This window comes from Bacillus sp. RE35, from assembly GCF_052146655.1.
GTDB classification, from domain to species: domain Bacteria; phylum Bacillota; class Bacilli; order Bacillales; family Bacillaceae_G; genus Bacillus_A; species Bacillus_A cereus.
On sequence record NZ_CP197377.1, the window covers coordinates 4,741,590 to 4,759,954 of the forward strand.

Below are 18,365 nucleotides of genomic sequence, written 5' to 3' on the forward strand. Positions count from 1 at the left end.
AAAAAACGAGTGCTAGCACTCGTTTTTTCTCTTCTAATCTAGCTATGTCTTTGAATCATTTCTTGTATTTCTTTAACTCTCTCTAAAGTAATTCCATTTCTTTGTTCGATTGCTAAAGGATGCTCGGTTGGCTCTAATTCAACATACGGTGCCGTTCCAACTTCTCTTATATGTACATTTGTTTTTAAATTTAATGTTTCTGGATAAACTGGTATTTCTACAGATAACCAACCAAAATAAGGATCACTATTTTCTCGGCCTCTCTCATCCCACTTTTCTAATACTTCATCATAACTTTCTTTACTAAGTGATACCCACACAGTCCATATGAAATTTTCGTGGTAATCAATGATAGGAATCTCTAAACAACCTCTAATAAAATAGAAGAATGGCTTGTTTGCATACTCTAGTTCTTTTTATGTACAATGAAGGAAAGAAGCACCTTCATATAAGGGAGAGGACAAACTTTGTTCAACCAACAGTTAGTTAATTTACGCATTGATTTTGCATTTAAACAATTGTTTGGTACGAATGGTAGCGAAGATATTCTAATTGCATTTTTAAATGCTATGTTACAAGAGTCTTTAGAGTCGCCCATTGCTTCTCTACAACTAGAAGATCCACATTTACACAGGGAATATGAAGAGGATAAGTTATCTATTTTAGACATTTCAGCGACATTAGACACAGGAACAAAAGTCAATGTAGAAATACAACTCAATAATAATCACGATATGGTTAAACGCAGTTTATATTATTGGGGAAGACTATACACATCTCAACTACAAAAAGGGATGCCCTACAGTGCACTTCACAAAACCATCACCATAAACTTACTAAACTTCGTAATGTTTTCGGAACACCCAGCCTTCCATACAACGAGCATATTATGGAATACACAACAAAAAAAAATCCTGAGTGAAGACATAGAAATCCGCATTATAGAAATTCCAAAGTTAACTGAACAATGGCATGAAGAAAAAGTAAATCCGTGGAAAGATCCATTTGTTCGTTGGCTTTTATTGCTTTCAGCAAATGAGGATGAGCACTTAACTAAACTATTGGAGGATATTGCTATGAATCAAGACCCTATTTTACAAAAAGCAATAAATAAATGGGAACGTATGAGTCAGGATTCTTCTTTCCGACAAGCCTATGACGCAAGGGAGAAAGTTTTAATGGATGAAGCAGCAAAATTCGCCCATGCAGAGACAGAAGGAATTAAAAGAGGAATGGAACAAGGAATTAAAAAAGGGCTTGAAAAGGGTATTGAAAAAGGCATTCAACAGGGCATTCAACAGGGCATTCAACAGGGCATTGAAAAAGGTCGAAAAGAGGGAGTCCAACAGGGGCAATTTCAAATGATTAAGAATATGTATGATCTTGGTATACCACTTGAAACGATTGCTAAGGCAAGTAAATTAAGTTTGCATGAGATTGAGCATATTTTAGGACATAAATAGTGATAAAAAAAGAGCTTGAATAGTTTCAAGCTCTTTTTTATCAACTCTCCTCGATATCATCCAATTGAGTCTTATAACATTTATCACACTCTGGACTCGTAGGAAGAATCCCTCTTTCATCAGGTAATAAAACCCTCAAAACTTCTCGATCCATCTCTGCGAAAGACTTCATAATAATGGGATATCTTTCTCTAAAAAGGTTAACATCCATACAGTTTTTCCTTTATCGTTCATCAGTAGCACTTTATGGTTTAACTTCCAAGCCACTTCACTAACATGATGAAACATCTTTGTTAATACGCCTTAATCAATTTCAAGCCAACCCATTCCCATAGAAAGAAATAACACTCCATTTAAATACCATTTTCATGCACACCTCATTTTAACTAAAAAAAGCGAAAGAGAACATAATTTTCACTATGCTCTCTTTCGCTTTTTCAAAAACTGTATACCTTATTTTCATTTACTAACAATCCTGAAATAAGAACGAACTGTTAAGCAATAATAACCAATATAAATAACACTATACACCCCGATGCTAATTAGTAACGGAACTGCAATTTCATACGGAATAACTGTCGCTAATCCTTTGAGCGCAAATAAAGTGTGTAATATACCAACTACTAAAGGAATAAAGAAGATAAATCTCATTTGCTTCGCAATGGCTTTTTTCATTTCTTTTTTCGTGACACCGAGTTTTCGAAGAACGATGTAACGTTCACGATCTGCATGTGCTTCTGTTAATTGTTTGAAATAAATAATAGAGCCTGTTGCAAGTAAAAATACAAGTCCTAAGAATATACCACTAAACATCATTAACCCTGACGTTTCAATACCGCTGCGGAATATTGTATAGAAGTCACTGAATTGCTCTCTTCCTTCTGCATCTTCTTCCGATATTACTTTCTTTAATTTCTCCGTTAACACTTTACTATTTCTTTCGTCTTTCACATCAATATTTTTCACAGTATGAGAGCCAATTGTCTTCTTTGCTTGCTCATACACTTCATCCGGAACGACAACTAGAAGTTCATATAAGTTTGTAATGTTTTTTGCTTGTACATCTTTCACTTGTACTGGTGCTACTTCTTCAATTGGGAATGTAGCTTTTCGATTTTTATATACGCCACTATCTCTCTTACCTTCACTGTACATGCCATCAAATGCATACAATTCGTTCTTCTTTAAATCTAGAGTTTCTTCATTTAAATATTTTGCGATTGTATTAAATGATGATTGCGCGATAAGTTCTGTTGTTCTTGATTGTAATGAAGTGCCATCACCGTATTCTCCTACTACTTTTACCGTCTCTAATTCATATTGATGAATGACTTCATTCTGTCCTTCTTTTAAAATCTCATTTACTTTACGATCTAATTCCATATCTTTCTTTTCATAAGAATAACTAACTGGATGATATTTCTTCGCCTGCATATATGTGTTGTAATACATCGTTACAGAAGTTCCAACCGCCGTTAACGTTACTGCGCTTAATACGGCAATTGTTGCTAACGATTTTGCATTTCCTTTAATGCGGTATAGTAACTGAGACGTCGTAACCATTTTCATTCCGTTATAAAATGCGGATTTTTTATTTCGCACTCTTTTTAATACAAAAACGGTAAAGAACATAAATAATAAATACGTTCCAAGTACTGTCGCTAATAAAATGTAAAGTGCAAGGGGCATAAAGTTATCACCGCTCACATTTTTAATAGCCGTTACTGACAAGAAATAACCTGATCCAATTAATAATAAAGAAATGAAAGCCATTATTTTCGAACCTTTTGGCATGACTTCGCCTTCGTTATCTGCACGGAATAGCTCGATTAACTTAAATTGATAAATAACGTGGTATCCTTTAAACGATGTGTATAAAATGATGAGACAAAAAATAACTGTTGTATCTATAACCGCTCCAACTGGTACTTCAAAATGAACATTTACATGTAGCTCTAACATATTTAAAAGTAGCTTTAGGAATCCTTTTGAAAGTAAACTACCAATTACAATTCCGATTACTAATGATAATAAACCCATTAACATATTTTCATAAAACAGCATTTTACCTATTTCTTTTTTTCGAATACCGAGTAAAGAATAAAGACCTATTTCTTTCTTACGCTTTCGTGTAAAGAAACCATTCGAATATATAATAAATATTGCAACGAAAATAATGAGCATTACGCTCGCAAGCTGGAATCCTCGTCCAATGTTATCTCCAGCTTCACTTATTTGTGAATTGTATTGCAACGCCTTAAACGTAAAATAAATGACGATGCTAAAAATCATGGAAGCAAAGTATATAAAATAATCTTTAAAATTTCGTTTTATATTACGAAGGGCGATGCTAGATAAGCTCATTTGCCGCACCCCCAGAGATTGAAGACATCATATCAATAATTTGTTGGAAGAACTGTTTTCTTGTCATCTCTTTGCGATGTAATTCTTTATATAACTTTCCATCTTTAATAAATACAACTCGTTTACAATAACTTGCCGCAAACGCATCATGCGTTACCATTAAAATCGTTACAAGATCTTTTTCATTTAATGTCTTCATACTTTCTAATAAATCCGTCGCTGACTTCGAATCAAGCGCACCAGTTGGCTCATCTCCAAAAATCATACTTGGATTTGTTACAATCGCTCTTGATGCCGCGCAGCGTTGTTTTTGTCCGCCTGAAGCTTCATACGGATACTGATTTAAAATATGATCTATCCCAAACTTCTTTGCAATCTCCTCAACGCGAGATTCTACTTCTCTCGCCTTCACCTTTGATAAAGCAAGTGGCAATGCAATATTTTCTCGCACTGTTAACGTATCTAATAAGTTATAATCTTGAAAAATAAATCCTAAATGATTACGGCGAAAAAGTGCCAATTCATCATCATTCATCTTCACAATATCTTTTCCATCAATTAAAATCTCACCTTTTGAAGCCGTATCAATAGTAGAAAGAACATTCAAAAGTGTCGTCTTACCAGAACCAGACGGTCCCATAATACCGACAAACTCTCCTTCTTTCACTTGCAGTTGAATATCTTTCAACGCTTCAAACGTATTCCCGCCTGTATCATATATTTTCGAAATCCCTTTCGCTTCTAACATTGTTTTCATCTATTTGTACCTCCTGTTATAATTCGTGATGTTCTCTTTAAGCAACAGAATTCAGTATAGATACATTTTCTTAACAAATAGTAATGGGGTTTCTTAATATTTTCTTAAAAAGAAAAATCCAAAATCATAAGAATTGATTTTGGATTTAATATAGTTAAAATATTAAATTACATTTCGAACAAAAAGGAGCCGAATTCCCTTTTCTAATTTTCGCATCACATTTTGGGCAATATACATATCGCTCTTCTTTCATTTGTCGCTCTATCATATGTAAGGATACTATTCTCATACTGCACATAATCCCAATTAATATAAGGCTAACAATGAGTAGCATACCTCTCGCCCTCCCCCTTTATCATTTTACCATAAAATAACAAACCCGATTCTCTCATCTAGAACCGGGTTTATACTTACAATCCTAACTTCACCTTCGCGCCATCAGGAATTATTTCTTCTTCTATTTGTACCTTATCGTGCACAGACTTTCCTCTCGTAATTACATGGCAGTAGGAACCTTTTTGCAATGTATCCACTCCATCAATTGTTATCTCTTTTTCGTTTCCATCCTTATCATATGTGTTCACTGTGTATGCACGGCCTTTATTTCCACCTAAATCTTTTCCATCGTTCTCAATTACCGCATAACGATATTCTAATTTAAGAAACGGATTCATGGAATCTACTGTAGCACTCCCATTTAACAAATATGCCGCTCCTGCTATGATGACAAGTAATGATCCTAAAATAAATCTTTTCATCTATATTCCGCCTTTCATTATGTTTTTCTATAAGACCTTTCTAAGTATAGAGAGCATTTCTTAATAAAAACTCGTGCGGTTTCTTAACTTTTTCTTAATGTCACAGGGCTTTGCATCAGCACTTCGATAAATAAAGCCATATTAATAATAAAAGGAGGCTGCCGCCTCCTTTATTTACTCATCACTGTATTTCTTTTTTGTCTGTAAAAATAAAACACACTCACAATCAATGCAATACTCCCGCCAAAATACAAACCATACTCTATCGCAGCTGCTACAATCCTTTCAATATGTTGTCCAAATAAAGAACCGAGCACAAAATAAACGAGTGTCCAAACAAATCCTGTCGTATAGGAATACAAAGCATATATCCGAAATGACATGTTATTCATCCCAACTAAATACGGTACGATATGTCTTACAACTGGTATGAAATAGCTTGTAACTAACGCGTACTGTCCGTATTTATCAACCATTTCTTGTGATTTCATCAAATACTTCGCTTTTTTCTTTTTCATTAATTTATGGAGTACCTTCGTTCCAAAAAACTTCCCTAATATATATCCTAAAGAAAGCCCTGATACAACACCTAAATATGTTAATACGAATGAAGGAACAACACTTAATATACCTACTGAAGATACGAAACCACCACTCATAACAATCATTTCATCTGGAATTGGCATACCGATAATCCCTAACCATAAACAGAAAAATAAAGCCCAATAACCGTATTGTTCAATATAAGATAATAATTCATGTAATTCCATTATGCATATGCTCTCCTTAGTTCTTTTTTGCAACTAAAGACGTAGGCTGGCGGGAAATTGAGCCATACTTTTTCTAGTGTAATTTCAGGGAAGAAATGCTGTATAAACCCTTTTTTCACAAGTGAATATTGAAATGTAATGAACTCACCATTCTCATGTATCGCTTCCATCGCATTATTTAAAATGCGCTTTGAAACTTCTTCTGGTAAAGAAGTGAAAGGCAACCCTGATAAAACGTAATCAATGCATTCTATATTGAGCTCCTCCATATACTTCTTTATATTTTCAGCTGAACCGTGTACAACAATGACATTCTGCTCATCTTTAAACTTTCTTTTTAATTCTTTGAAAAATACTTCATTAATTTCAATAAGAAGAAATATCGTTTCCTTCTTTTTTCTCTTCATAATCTCTTTCGTAAAAACCCCTGTGCCAGGCCCTAACTCTACAATACATTTCGCTTTATTAAAATCAATTACATCGACCATTTTCTTTGCTAATATTTTTGAACTTGGCGCAATTGCACCAGTATGTTTTGGATGCTTTATAAATTCATGTAAAAATGTAATGAGCTGCATGTAAACCTCTCCTCATTCGTTCGATAGTTTTTAACTTGTGTCTAAGTATAACTATCGTTTCTTAATAAAAATTGAGGAAGTTTCTTAAGATTTTATGAAGAATAAAAAAAACAGCTATCGCGTGTAGCGATAGCTGCCCCTTATTACTTCGCACTCACGATCTTATAATAAGAACGAACCGTTAAGAAGTAATATCCAATATAGATGACACCGTATACTCCAATACTAATGAGAAGAGGAATCATAATTTCAAATGGTAATATATTTGATAAACCTTTTAGTGCAAATAAACTGTGTAAAATACCGATTACTAACGGAATAGCGAAGATAAAGCTTACTTGTTTTGCGATAGCTTTCTTCATTTCTTGCTTCGTTACACCAACTTTATGAAGGACAATGTAACGATCACGGTCAGCACTTGCTTCTGTTAATTGTTTAAAGTAAATGATTGAGCCTGTTGCTAATAGGAATACTAATCCTAAGAATAACCCAATAAACATCATTAAGCCTGTCGTTTCAAGCCCCATTTGGAATCCTGTATAGAAATCGTTAAATGGTTTTAAAACTTCTGATTCTCCAGCTGGCATAATGCTTGCTAATTTTGCTGTTAACTCTTTACTATTTCGCTCACCTTTTACATCAATATTTTTTACAGTACGCGTTTCGTTTACTTGTTTCACTTGCTCATATGTTTTATCAGGAACGATTACAAATAGTTCATTTAAATTTGTAAGGCTTCTATTATTTACACCTTTAATTTTTAATTCTTTTGACTCATTTCCAACAGGGAATACAGCTGTATTTCCTGTATAAAGAGGACCAAAATCAAGTTTCTCAATATATAAGCTATCATATACGAAAGCTTCATTCGCACTCAAATTTACAGGTTCTACATCTAAGTGTTTCACATGTTTATTAAAGCTTGATTGAGAAATAAGCTGGTACTGATTCGTAACATTATAGTGTGTGTTCAGAACTTGATCAGCTCTTTCACCTTTAAATGTTCCTTTCACAGGAATCATTTCAACTTCTGATTCATATGTGACTGGGTGATTATTCTTCTCTCCAGCAAGTATTTCATTTACTTTTTTATCTAATGCTGCATCTTTTTTCTCATAGGAATAACTATACGGCGCAGCAACTTTTGATTGCGTAAATGTATTGTAATACATCGTAACTGACGTACCAACCGCTGTTAATGTAACTGCACTTAAAATAGCGATTGTCGCCAATGATTTCGCATTTCCTTTAATACGATATAGTAACTGCGATGTCGTTACCATATTCATACCATTATAAAATGCTGACTTATTATTTCTTGCACGTTTCAATACAAATACTGTGAAGAACATGAACAGTAAATAAGTCCCTGCTACTGTCGCTAATAAAATATATAATGCAACGACCATAAAGTCTGCATACATAACTGCTTTCATGTACATTAGCGCTAAAAAATAACCTGAACCGATTAAGACAACTGAAATTAATGCCATAATGACAGACCCTTTTGGCATTGTTTCTCCTTCACGTTCTGCGCGGAAAAGTTCAATTAACTTAAAGCGATAAATTAAACGATATCCTTGAAGTGATGTATATAAAATAATCACAAAGAAAATAATTGCTGTATCAATAATAGCAGCCATCGGTACTTCAAAATGAACATTTAAATTTAATCCCATCATATTTACTAATAACTCAAGGAATAATTTCGAAAGGACACTACCAATCGCAATCCCGATTACTAATGACATTAATCCCATTAACATATTTTCATAAAAGAGCATTTTACCAATTTGTCTTTTACGAATACCTAATAACGAATATAAACCAACTTCTTTTTTACGTTTACGTGTAAAGAATCCGTTCGAATATATAATGAACACTGCTACGAAAATGATAAGCATCACACTGGAAACTTGGAACGCTCCGCTAATCTTTTTAGAAGCTTCTGCTGCTTTTTCCATTTGTGAATTATATTGCAGTGCTTTAAATGTAAAATAAATAACGATACTAAAAATCATAGATGCGAAATATACAAAGTAGTCTTTAAAGTTCCGCTGTATGTTGCGGAGGGCAATGCTAGATAAGGTCATCAGCCATACCTCCAGAAATAGAAGACATTACGTCAACAATTTTTTGGAAGAACTGTTTACGCGTTGATTCACCACGGTGCAATTCTTTATATAGTTCACCATCTTTAATGAAAATAACTCGTTTACAATAACTTGCTGCAAATGCATCATGCGTTACCATTAAAATTGTTGAGTTATCATATTCATTTAATGACTTCATACTTTCAAGTAAATCTGTTGCAGATTTAGAATCAAGCGCTCCAGTTGGCTCGTCTCCGAAAATCATACTTGGATTCGTAACGATTGCACGTGATGCTGCGCAGCGCTGCTTCTGTCCACCAGATACTTGATATGGGAACTGACTTAAAATATGATCAATACCAAATTTCTTTGAGATTTCAAGAACGCGGCGATCAATCTCACTCGCTTTCACCTTTGATAACGCAAGTGGTAAAGCAATATTCTCTTTCACTGTTAACGTATCTAATAAGTTATAATCTTGGAAAATGAAGCCTAAATGATCGCGGCGGAATAACGCTAACTTATCATCATTCATTTTCACAATATCTTTTCCATCAATTAAAATTTCACCGTTCGTCGCATTATCAATTGTAGAAAGAACATTTAGTAAAGTCGTCTTACCAGAACCAGAAGGTCCCATAATTCCAACGAACTCACCTTCTTTTACTTGTAAGTTAATACCTTTTAACGCTGCAAATTTATTACCACCCGTGTCATATACTTTTTCAATATTTTTTGCTTCTAATACTGTTTTCATCTCGACATCCCTCATTTCTTCTATTCTCTATTTTCAACTATATACACTCTCTACTCTTGCCACTATCGATGTTTCTTACACAAACATGACAGTTATGTAAGGCACATAAGTAAAGAAATCAAAAAGTTAACGTAATGAATTAAAGTACTTTGTTACTATAACATTGGGATATCATACCATCCATTCATTCTCCTTACAGGAACATTACAATTTTGTAAGGTAAAAAATGCACCTACAAAGTTGTGCACGAAATGTCGGATGGAGCTATTTCGTTCCTGCTATTCTATGTACAGAGGAGGTCATAATATGGATTCACTTAAAAATATGAATGCTGCAATGCAGTATATCGAAAACAACCTTACACATGAAATTGATTTTAAAGAAGTCGCAAAAATAGCTTACTGCTCCGAATATCATTTCAAGAGAATGTTTTCTTTTTTAGCTGGCATATCACTATCAGAATATATTCGCTGTAGACGTCTTACTCTCGCTGCCTTTGAACTAAAAAACAGCAATGTAAAAGTCATTGATATCGCTATAAAATATGGATACAACTCACCAGATTCATTCGCTCGTGCATTTCAAAACTTGCACGGTATAACACCTTCAGAGGCCCGAAATAGTAGCCATTCTTTGAAGGCTTATTCACCAATGACCTTCCAATTATCCATTCAAGGAGGAAATGAAATGAACTATCGAATTGAAGAAAAAGAGCCATTTCGAATTATAGGTATTACAAAACGAGTACCAATCGTTTTTAACGGTGTAAATGAAGAAATTGCTTCTATGTGGAAAAGTTTAAACCCAGAGTCTATTCAAACATTAAAGTCCCTTTCGAACATTGAACCTACTGGAATTATTAGTGCTTCTACTAATTTTTCTGAAGGAAGAATGGAGGAAAAAGGAGAACTTGATCACTATATTGGAGTAGCCACAACAAAGGATTGTCCAGAGCAATTCGCGCAACTTGAAGTCGCAGCTTCAACATGGGCTATATTTGAAGCTGTCGGTCTATTTCCTGATGCATTACAAAATGTGTGGGGGCGTATTTATTCTGAATGGTTCCCTTCTTCGAACTATGAACTAGCGGAAGGACCGGAAATATTGTGGAATGAACAGAAAGATATATCTTCTCCAAACTTTAAAAGTGAAATTTGGATACCGGTTTTGAAGAAGTGATTAAAAAAACAAAGCTGCTCTTCCCTAAAAGGAAAAGCAGCTTTATTTACATTTTCAACTCTTCTTTATAAATACTATATGACTTTATTGTTGATACGATAATACATATTAATATGATTCCAATCCCCATAAAAATATTAAATGGATCTGGAAGCAAAGCCCCGGCATATATACAAAGTGAACCTATTACAAATACCCTCGAAGCAAATCTATGTGTTTTTCTCCAAACTACAGGATTTTCTAATGTCCAGTCCATTCGGATGCCTACTAACCCGTTCGGCTTCGTTTGTTGCATGCAATTACCTAGTACAAGAAACAATGTTCCAAGTCCAAAATTAAATGCAATTGAGCCCGATGCAATATAATTAGACGCTGCTAATAGTGCAAATATGTTACATCCAAATCCGATAAAGAGAATGGCATAATTAATCGCTGAAAGAACTTTGGATTGCTGTGTAGACTTATCTTTTATGAATCCAAAAACTAGCCATATCATATAGAGCACTACCATACTACCTATCGAGAATGAACTTGCTTCTATTTTAGAAAAATATCCATCTACTACTCCTGCTGCATTATAATGGCGTGGAATTTGTTCTGGTAAATATGGCCATACAATATACCATCCAATTGCAATGCCAATAATTAAACTCCATGGTAATACGTGTCTTTTCATCCTCTCTCCCCCATAATTTTTTATTAGGCCCCTATTTCTTTTTTATAAGCAATATATGAATATCCCATCGTTAATCCTACTGCACCAATAATAATTCCAACCATTACGAAAGATTTCCACGTTACTGGTGCAAAAACACTTAAAATCATAATGATCCCCAATGCAACAAACACCTTTCCGCTAAAACGGTGCGTTTTTCTCCACACTTCTTCGTTACTTAATGTCCACGGTGTTTTTATACCTACAAAGTAGTTTGGTTTACATTGTGGTAAATAGTTTCCGATGACTATAAATAAAATACCCACTAATAATTCCGGCACGCGATTAATGAATAAATTGTATCCTAATCCACTTGTAATAATATCTATATTCCCTACAAATAGTAGCAGTAGTATCCCGTTATTCATCATCATAAAAGCTTTAGAAAACTTCTCGTAGTTCGCTTTCTTTGGATCAATCTTTGGTAACACGTTTAGAAAAATATATAAAACAATCATAATTCCAACCATAGAAAGCATTCCATACAATTTAGAAGAATATCCATCTACTTTACCGCCGCTCCAATGCGTTGCAATTGTATCCGGTAAATGTGGCCAAGCAAACGCCCAAGCTAAACAAGTTATAACAATTAATAAGATTGCAAAAAGATGCTTTTTCATTTCCCCTCTTCCCCCTTATTCGTAAATGTAAACACCCAAGTCAATAAATCTTGAAAGACCGTTGTGTTTAAAGAGTACATAACGAATTGCCCTTTCTTTTCATCTTGAATAAGTTCAGCATTTTTAAGTGCATTTAAGTGGTGTGAAATACTTGGTTTTGTCATATTGAAATGTTCAGCAATCTCACCAGCGGTTAGATCGCCTTCTTTTAATAAGTCTAAAATTTTTCGCCTTGTTGGATCTGCTAATGCTTTGAATGCTTGATTCAATGTCTTTCTTCCTTTCAATAATTAGACATTTAGATATTTATCTAAATATTAAACCAATTACCGTTATTTGTCAATTTCATCCAGCGCCCTTTTTACTTTTCTCACTTTTAACCTATACTGTTTACTAGCTTATCTTTCAACATAATGAAAAGACTTGAAACACATGATACACTATAGCTACAATTGTTTTTTTGAGGAGGAATATACATATGTATAAAATTTTAATCGTTGAAGACGATCCAAATATTTCATCATTACTGCAATCTCACATTCAGAAGTACGGTTATGAGGCTGTGGTAGCGGAGAATTTCGATGATATTATGGAATCGTTTAACGCAGTGAAACCACATCTTGTTTTACTTGATGTAAACTTACCGAAATTCGATGGTTTCTACTGGTGCCGTCAAATTCGTCATGAATCTACTTGTCCAATTATTTTCATTTCAGCGCGTGCTGGTGAGATGGAACAAATTATGGCAATTGAAAGCGGTGCGGATGATTACATTACAAAACCATTCCACTACGACGTTGTAATGGCAAAAATTAAAGGACAATTACGCCGTATTTACGGTGATTATGCACCAAATATTTCTGAACGTATCGTTGAAGTAGAAGGTTTAAAACTATTCCCTGAACGTCCAGAAATTCATTTTGGATCTGAACAAGTTCTTTTAACGAAGAAAGAGGCAATTTTAGCAGAAATGTTATTATCTAAATTCCCTCGTACAGCGAGCCGTGAAGATTTATTAGCTGCGCTTTGGGATGACGAAAGTTTCGTTGAGGAAAATACATTAAACGTAAACATTACACGTCTTCGTAAAAAGTTTAATGAGCTTGGCATTGAGAACTCTATTGAAACAGTACGTGGACTTGGATATCGCTTTAACGCAACTTGGAGTGAATAAGCATGAAGCTATTTTTACGTGATCATTTTGCATTTTTTCTACTGTACGTATTAAACTTCGGTATCATTTTCGTTCTTTATGATGCAGTAGACGGATTTCAAAATAATAAATTTTACTTCGTCGTTTTAAGCCTATACTTATTTATTTGTTTCCTCGCTTATCGTTACGTTCGCAATCGTAGAATGTACCATAGATTAAGTGAGCAACCAGAAAAAATGGAAGATGCGTTTATTGAAAGAGCAACTGCTCCGATGCCTCACGGTGTCAATGAACTCGTACGTACGCAGTACCGTTTATTCCAAAAAGAACTACAATCGTATGAAGTAAAACAACAAGAACATCAATTATTCATTAACCATTGGGTACATCAAATGAAGACACCTGTTTCTGTTATGCAGCTTATGGTGCTAGAAATGGAAGACGAGCATTTAATTCCAAAGTTTAAAAAAGAATTAGAGCGTCTAAACCAAGGGCTTGATATGGCTTTATACATGGCTAGGTTAAATAACTTCCATGAAGATTTCCATGTCGAGACGATTTCATTAAAAGATACGGTAACAAAAAATATTAACGGATTAAAAGAACTATTCATTCGTAATGGTGTCTTCCCTGTTTTAGAAGTCCATTCTGATTTAAAAGTTGCTTCTGATGCGAAATGGCTAAAATTTATCATCTATCAGTTAATGACAAATGCTGTTCGTTACTCTGGGGAACGCGGAAAGAAAGTATTCTTATCTGCTTACCGAAACGGAAAAGATATTATTTTAGAAGTTCGCGATGAAGGTGTTGGTATTCCGCAAGAAGATATTCGAAGAGTATTTGAACCATTTTACACTGGGAAAAACGGTCGCGCGTTCGGAGAATCTACTGGTATGGGACTTTATATTGTAAGTAAAATTTGTGATTATTTAGGTCACTCGGTCAAACTAGATTCTGAAGTTGGTAAAGGAACGACGATTAAAATCATCTTCCACAACGCTGCAAATAATCAAGCAGAACATACAGAGAAGGTGACCGAAGCATGATCGTAACATATGCAAGCAAAATGTATGAGAACTCACTCTCATACATTTTTTGCAATACAACTACTTCTATATCTTCTAGCCGGAGGTATAATCTATGACATTTTGGCAATTTGCATTTAAAAACGTCACGCGCAACTCAAGAGCTTATTTTGCTTACTTTGTAAGTAGCTCCTTTTCCATTGCTGTGTTCTTTTCGTTTGCTGTTTACTTATTCCATCCGAAATTACAAAACTTTGACATGACCTCTGAAATTTCAGGATTAATGATATTTTCAGAAGTAGTAATTGTATTTTTCTCTTTCTTCTTTTTACTATATTCCATTGGTACTTTTTTAAAAGTTAGAAAAAAACAATTTGGTATTTTGACCATTTTAGGAATATCTAGAAAACAATTACATCGTCTTATTTTTATGGAGAATATGTTAATCGGGATTTTATCTATCTTTTTCGGCATGCAGTTTGGAGTTGTTTTTTCTCAATTTTTCTTATTAGTAACAGCCAAACTTACCCATGTTCCAGGAATATATTTATACGGGCCTACTAACGCGTTTATTTTAACAACCATTGTTTTCCTTAGTCTTTTTATCATTGTATCTGCATTCACACCAATGCTTATTCGTACAAAAAAAGCAGTACACCTTTTAAAAACAAATGGTGGAAAACAAAAAGAAAGAAAACCATCCATACTTGTTTCATTATTTGGTGCGATTTGTTTATTTGGTGGTTATGCGTTAGCTGGAAATCCTAAATATTTCGTATCAGTAAGCCCGCAAATCGGTGTTATATATATGGTTTCAAGTATTTTCGTTATCCCAACGCTTGTTACAATTGGAACATATTTCTTCTTTTCACAAATTAGTTTCTTACTTATTTATATTTTAAAGAAAAGAAGGAAGTTTTATATGAAACGGATTAATATGCTTTGGATTTCGGATTTAGCGAGCCGTATTCGAACGAATATTAATATGCTGTTTATTGTAGCGATGCTATCTACAATTGCTTTCACAATGATTACGTTTCTATATGGATTCGGGAAATTTATTAAGCTAGAGGTGAATAGAACTTCTCCTTTTCCAATTTCTTATTTTTCTTATGATGCGAACCCTTTTGTTACAGAGCATTTAAATTGGCTTGAGCAACAATTACAAAAAGAGCATTTCCCCTATCAAAAAATAAAAGCTGATATATATGAAACACCACTAAAAGAAGATAAAGATATAGCTATTTATAATGACGTATACGCAATTAAGCAAAGTGACTATAACAAACTTGCAGATTCTTTACGAATGAAACAACTATTTATGGATGATAACGAAGCATATGTGCTAACAGGGACATCTTATAACACCATATTCAACGAATTTGAGCAAAGCTACAAAAGAGATTACATTACACTCTCTAGTACAAATACGAAATTACGAGTGAAAGGCTATGAGCATGTGAATGCAATTCCATCTGGCTTTTCATATCAAACGATAGTTTTGCCTGATGTTATCGTAAATAACTTACCTAGCACCGTAAAGCATATATCAGCATACAATTACAAAATTCAAAACTGGGAACAGACATATGAAATTGCTGATAATTTTATAGAAAAAGTGCAAAAAGATCGAAATAAATCCCAGTATGAAGGACCTCTTATTCGTTCCTTTGAATCAGCAGGATCGTTATACAAAATAACATCAGGCAGTGCTGCATTTTTCCTAATTGGGACCTTTTTAGGAGTTATTTTCTTCATTGGAGCTGGTAGCGTTCTTTACTTTAGAATGTATACGGATTTGACGAACGAACAAGAGAAATATATAACGATTTCTAAAATCGGTGTAACAGATACAGAGATGAAACGATCTGCAACCATTCAACTTAGTATTTTATTTTTCATTCCGTACATTATGGCATCCATTCATACAATGTTTGCAACAAAAATGCTACAAGATGTAATTGGTTTATCTCTGTTCAAAGAGGTTTCAGCCGTTCTTATTATTTTTGGATTCGTTGAAATCGTGTTTTTCATATTCATTCGTTCACTTTATATGCAAAAATTATCACAATACACGAGTGGACAAAATATTTAAAACAAACTTGATGAAAAGAGTATTTCTTATGCTCTTCTCATCTTCACCCTATCAGGAGGTTCAGGTGAATGACATTTTGGCAGTTTGCATTTAAAAACGTGACGCGGAACGCCAGAGCTTATTTCGCCTATTTTGTAAGCAGTGCGTTCTCCATCGCAATCTTTTTCTCATTTGCAGTTTATTTATTTCATCCTAAATTGCATATGACAGACGTGAATTATTCTCTGAACATATTAATGACAATTTCAGAAGTTGTCATTGTGTTCTTTTCATTTTTCTTTTTACTGTATTCAATCGGGACCTTTTTAAAAGTACGAAAAAAACAGTTCGGGATTTTAACAGTACTTGGCATATCTCAAAAACAATTAAAGCGACTCATATTTATAGAAAATATGTTAATTGGTGCTCTTTCTATATTTTTTGGCATTCAACTTGGAGTTGTCTTTTCACAGTTCTTTTTATTAGTTACCGCCAAAATTACACACGTACCTGGTTTATATTTATATCCGCCTACAAGTGCTATCGTTTTAACTATCATCATCTTTCTTGGGCTCTTCATTCTCGTATCATCTTTTACACCGATGCTCATTCGTACGAGAAAAGCCGTACGTCTTTTAAAAGAAGGAACACAACAAAAAGAAAGAAAAGCATCCGTGCTCATCTCTCTATTTGGTGCGACGTGTTTAATATGTGGATATGCGTTAGCCGCAAATCCGTTGTATTTTATGTCGCTAGGTGACATCATTGGGCTTTTATACGCCGTCTCTAGTATATTTGTCATCCCATCGCTTATTGCAGCTGGAACATACTTTTTCTTTTCACAAATTAGTTTTTTACTTATTCGTATTTTAAAAACGCGAAGAACGTTTTATATGAAACGAATTAATATGCTTTGGATTTCGGATTTAGCAGCGCGCATTCGGACAAACATTAACATGCTCTTTATTGTAGCGATGCTATCAACACTCGCTTTTACAATGATTACATTCTTATACGGTTTTGGGAAATTTACAAAGTTTGATGCAATTAGACAAAACCCTTTCCCGTTTACGTATTTATCGCATACTGAAAATACATTAGCTGATGAACATTTAAACTGGTTAGAGCAGAAATTTAATGAAGGGCACTTTACTTATACAAAATTTAAAACGGATATATATGAGGTATCTTCAGCTGAAGATAACACGCAGCTCTATTACGCAATTAAACAAAGTGACTATAATGTACTTGCTAAAGCATTAAATTTGGAAAAACTCACGGTAAATAAGAATGAATCTTATATTCTTATGAAAGACTTAGATGATCAAGTTATTGGAACACTTCACAATGAAGAAAAGAAAAATACTCTTACACTTACTCAAAACAATTTACAACTACAAGTGAAAGAATATAAAAGTTATAGCCCATTCCCAAACAGCTTAATATACCAATTACTCATACTATCTGATGAAAATGTAGAAGCCTTATCCACAGTTTCCAAACAAATGAGTGTATATAACTTCAAAGTTACAGATTGGGAAAAAGCACATAATATCGGTTCATCGTTTATAACAAAAATCCATAACGATAATGTAGCAATTCAAGCAGAGCACCCACCTTTCCATGCAAGTGAAGCGAGCGATTCTCTATATAAGAAAAAACTAAATGTTGCCTCATTCTTCTTAATTGGTACTTTCTTAGGTGTTATTTTCTTTATCGGTGCTGGTAGTGTTCTTTACTTCCGAATGTATACAGATTTAACAAATGAGCAAGAAAAATATATAACGATTACGAAAATTGGCTTAACTGAGACTGAAATGAAACGTTCAGCGACAATTCAGCTTGCGATTCTTTTCTTCGTGCCTTACATTATGGCATCAATCCATACGATGTTTGCGACAAAGATGCTACAAGAAATATTACATCTCTCGTTCTTCGCTGAAATTACAGTCGTACTGTTGATTTTTGGAACAGTTGAAATTTTATTTTTCCTTTTAATTCGTTCCTTTTATATGCAAAAATTATCACAACACATTAAGTTTTAAAAAGTAGAAAGGTG

Annotated in this window: 17 protein-coding genes and 1 pseudogene; 6 read left to right on the forward strand and 12 right to left on the reverse strand. The window is 34.0% G+C overall.

What is annotated here, in order from left to right; genetic code table 11:
• Positions 1-38: 38 nt before the first annotated feature.
• Positions 39-383, reverse strand: a pseudogene (locus ACTL4X_RS24305) (DUF2199 domain-containing protein); the annotation flags it as partial.
• An 84-nt stretch (positions 384-467) separates the two neighbouring features.
• On the opposite strand from ACTL4X_RS24305, the gene ACTL4X_RS24310 reads away from it, so the two are divergent.
• Positions 468-1,463 (forward strand): Rpn family recombination-promoting nuclease/putative transposase, encoded by a 996-nt coding sequence (locus ACTL4X_RS24310; RefSeq protein ID WP_240835087.1) that lies wholly within the window; start codon positions 468-470, stop codon positions 1,461-1,463.
• Positions 1,464-1,922: 459 nt separating this feature from the next.
• Here ACTL4X_RS24310 and ACTL4X_RS24315 read toward each other — a convergent pair whose 3' ends face one another.
• The 8 genes from ACTL4X_RS24315 to ACTL4X_RS24350 form a co-directional block, all read right to left on the reverse strand.
• Positions 1,923-3,827, reverse strand: a complete 1,905-nt coding sequence (locus ACTL4X_RS24315; protein ID WP_033696554.1) for an ABC transporter permease — start codon at positions 3,825-3,827, stop codon at positions 1,923-1,925.
• Positions 3,814-4,584 carry an ABC transporter ATP-binding protein gene (locus ACTL4X_RS24320; protein WP_000855633.1) on the reverse strand — a complete coding sequence of 257 codons (771 nt, stop codon included), beginning with the start codon at positions 4,582-4,584 and terminating at the stop codon, positions 3,814-3,816. Before ACTL4X_RS24320 ends, ACTL4X_RS24315 begins: the two co-directional genes overlap by 14 nt.
• 154 nt (positions 4,585-4,738) lie before the next feature.
• Positions 4,739-4,918, reverse strand: a complete 180-nt coding sequence (locus tag ACTL4X_RS24325; RefSeq protein ID WP_033696556.1) for a hypothetical protein — start codon at positions 4,916-4,918, stop codon at positions 4,739-4,741.
• A gap of 76 nt (positions 4,919-4,994) precedes the next feature.
• Positions 4,995-5,342 carry a YxeA family protein gene (locus ACTL4X_RS24330; protein WP_086692031.1) on the reverse strand — a complete coding sequence of 116 codons (348 nt, stop codon included), beginning with the start codon at positions 5,340-5,342 and terminating at the stop codon, positions 4,995-4,997.
• 170 nt (positions 5,343-5,512) lie between these two features.
• Positions 5,513-6,112, reverse strand: coding sequence for a DedA family protein (locus ACTL4X_RS24335; protein ID WP_086692028.1), 600 nt, complete (start codon positions 6,110-6,112; stop codon positions 5,513-5,515).
• Entirely contained in the window at positions 6,112-6,690 is a 579-nt protein-coding gene (locus tag ACTL4X_RS24340; protein WP_001176064.1) for a class I SAM-dependent methyltransferase, read from the reverse strand. The genes ACTL4X_RS24335 and ACTL4X_RS24340 overlap by 1 nt, the downstream gene beginning before the upstream one ends.
• Positions 6,691-6,833: 143 nt before the next feature.
• A complete protein-coding gene (locus ACTL4X_RS24345; RefSeq protein ID WP_086395321.1) occupies positions 6,834-8,783 on the reverse strand; it encodes an ABC transporter permease in 1,950 nt (649 codons plus the stop codon).
• The gene (locus tag ACTL4X_RS24350) at positions 8,770-9,540 is read right to left on the reverse strand and encodes an ABC transporter ATP-binding protein (protein ID WP_000859655.1); all 771 of its coding nucleotides are present in this window, start codon (positions 9,538-9,540) and stop codon (positions 8,770-8,772) included. Before ACTL4X_RS24350 ends, ACTL4X_RS24345 begins: the two co-directional genes overlap by 14 nt.
• A 306-nt stretch (positions 9,541-9,846) precedes the next feature.
• On the opposite strand from ACTL4X_RS24350, the gene ACTL4X_RS24355 reads away from it, so the two are divergent.
• Positions 9,847-10,719 carry an AraC family transcriptional regulator gene (locus tag ACTL4X_RS24355; RefSeq protein ID WP_025686761.1) on the forward strand — a complete coding sequence of 291 codons (873 nt, stop codon included), beginning with the start codon at positions 9,847-9,849 and terminating at the stop codon, positions 10,717-10,719.
• A gap of 46 nt (positions 10,720-10,765) precedes the next feature.
• Here ACTL4X_RS24355 and ACTL4X_RS24360 read toward each other — a convergent pair whose 3' ends face one another.
• The 3 genes from ACTL4X_RS24360 to ACTL4X_RS24370 are packed head-to-tail and all read right to left on the reverse strand — an operon-like array spanning position 10,766 to position 12,323.
• Positions 10,766-11,395 (reverse strand): SdpI family protein, encoded by a 630-nt coding sequence (locus ACTL4X_RS24360; protein WP_000820671.1) that lies wholly within the window; start codon positions 11,393-11,395, stop codon positions 10,766-10,768.
• Between the two features lie 23 nt (positions 11,396-11,418).
• A complete protein-coding gene (locus ACTL4X_RS24365; protein ID WP_000716357.1) occupies positions 11,419-12,054 on the reverse strand; it encodes an SdpI family protein in 636 nt (211 codons plus the stop codon).
• Positions 12,051-12,323, reverse strand: coding sequence for an autorepressor SdpR family transcription factor (locus ACTL4X_RS24370; protein WP_001070523.1), 273 nt, complete (start codon positions 12,321-12,323; stop codon positions 12,051-12,053). Before ACTL4X_RS24370 ends, ACTL4X_RS24365 begins: the two co-directional genes overlap by 4 nt.
• A gap of 209 nt (positions 12,324-12,532) precedes the next feature.
• Here ACTL4X_RS24370 and ACTL4X_RS24375 point away from each other — a divergent pair, with 209 nt between their 5' ends.
• The 4 genes from ACTL4X_RS24375 to ACTL4X_RS24390 all read left to right on the forward strand — a co-directional run bounded on the left by ACTL4X_RS24375 (position 12,533) and on the right by ACTL4X_RS24390 (position 18,351).
• Positions 12,533-13,228: a response regulator transcription factor gene (locus ACTL4X_RS24375; RefSeq protein ID WP_000276738.1), complete on the forward strand. Its 696-nt coding sequence runs from the start codon at positions 12,533-12,535 to the stop codon at positions 13,226-13,228.
• Between the two features lie 2 nt (positions 13,229-13,230).
• Positions 13,231-14,253 carry a sensor histidine kinase gene (locus ACTL4X_RS24380; protein ID WP_000765341.1) on the forward strand — a complete coding sequence of 341 codons (1,023 nt, stop codon included), beginning with the start codon at positions 13,231-13,233 and terminating at the stop codon, positions 14,251-14,253.
• A 94-nt stretch (positions 14,254-14,347) separates the two neighbouring features.
• The gene (locus ACTL4X_RS24385) at positions 14,348-16,327 is read left to right on the forward strand and encodes an ABC transporter permease (RefSeq protein ID WP_000145051.1); all 1,980 of its coding nucleotides are present in this window, start codon (positions 14,348-14,350) and stop codon (positions 16,325-16,327) included.
• Positions 16,328-16,395: 68 nt separating this feature from the next.
• The gene (locus ACTL4X_RS24390; protein ID WP_151639754.1) at positions 16,396-18,351 is read left to right on the forward strand and encodes an ABC transporter permease; all 1,956 of its coding nucleotides are present in this window, start codon (positions 16,396-16,398) and stop codon (positions 18,349-18,351) included.
• Positions 18,352-18,365 lie beyond the last annotated feature (14 nt).

Coding starts and splice junctions, on each gene's coding strand:
- ACTL4X_RS24390 (WP_151639754.1), top strand. CDS start 16,396: ATGACATTTTGGCAGTTTGCATTTAAAAACGTGACGCGGAACGCCAGA.
- ACTL4X_RS24320 (WP_000855633.1), bottom strand. CDS start 4,584: ATGAAAACAATGTTAGAAGCGAAAGGGATTTCGAAAATATATGATACA.
- ACTL4X_RS24380 (WP_000765341.1), top strand. CDS start 13,231: ATGAAGCTATTTTTACGTGATCATTTTGCATTTTTTCTACTGTACGTA.
- ACTL4X_RS24340 (WP_001176064.1), bottom strand. CDS start 6,690: ATGCAGCTCATTACATTTTTACATGAATTTATAAAGCATCCAAAACAT.
- ACTL4X_RS24360 (WP_000820671.1), bottom strand. CDS start 11,395: ATGAAAAGACACGTATTACCATGGAGTTTAATTATTGGCATTGCAATT.
- ACTL4X_RS24385 (WP_000145051.1), top strand. CDS start 14,348: ATGACATTTTGGCAATTTGCATTTAAAAACGTCACGCGCAACTCAAGA.
- ACTL4X_RS24335 (WP_086692028.1), bottom strand. CDS start 6,112: ATGGAATTACATGAATTATTATCTTATATTGAACAATACGGTTATTGG.
- ACTL4X_RS24365 (WP_000716357.1), bottom strand. CDS start 12,054: ATGAAAAAGCATCTTTTTGCAATCTTATTAATTGTTATAACTTGTTTA.
- ACTL4X_RS24375 (WP_000276738.1), top strand. CDS start 12,533: ATGTATAAAATTTTAATCGTTGAAGACGATCCAAATATTTCATCATTA.
- ACTL4X_RS24330 (WP_086692031.1), bottom strand. CDS start 5,342: ATGAAAAGATTTATTTTAGGATCATTACTTGTCATCATAGCAGGAGCG.
- ACTL4X_RS24315 (WP_033696554.1), bottom strand. CDS start 3,827: ATGAGCTTATCTAGCATCGCCCTTCGTAATATAAAACGAAATTTTAAA.
- ACTL4X_RS24355 (WP_025686761.1), top strand. CDS start 9,847: ATGGATTCACTTAAAAATATGAATGCTGCAATGCAGTATATCGAAAAC.
- ACTL4X_RS24350 (WP_000859655.1), bottom strand. CDS start 9,540: ATGAAAACAGTATTAGAAGCAAAAAATATTGAAAAAGTATATGACACG.
- ACTL4X_RS24325 (WP_033696556.1), bottom strand. CDS start 4,918: ATGCTACTCATTGTTAGCCTTATATTAATTGGGATTATGTGCAGTATG.
- ACTL4X_RS24345 (WP_086395321.1), bottom strand. CDS start 8,783: ATGACCTTATCTAGCATTGCCCTCCGCAACATACAGCGGAACTTTAAA.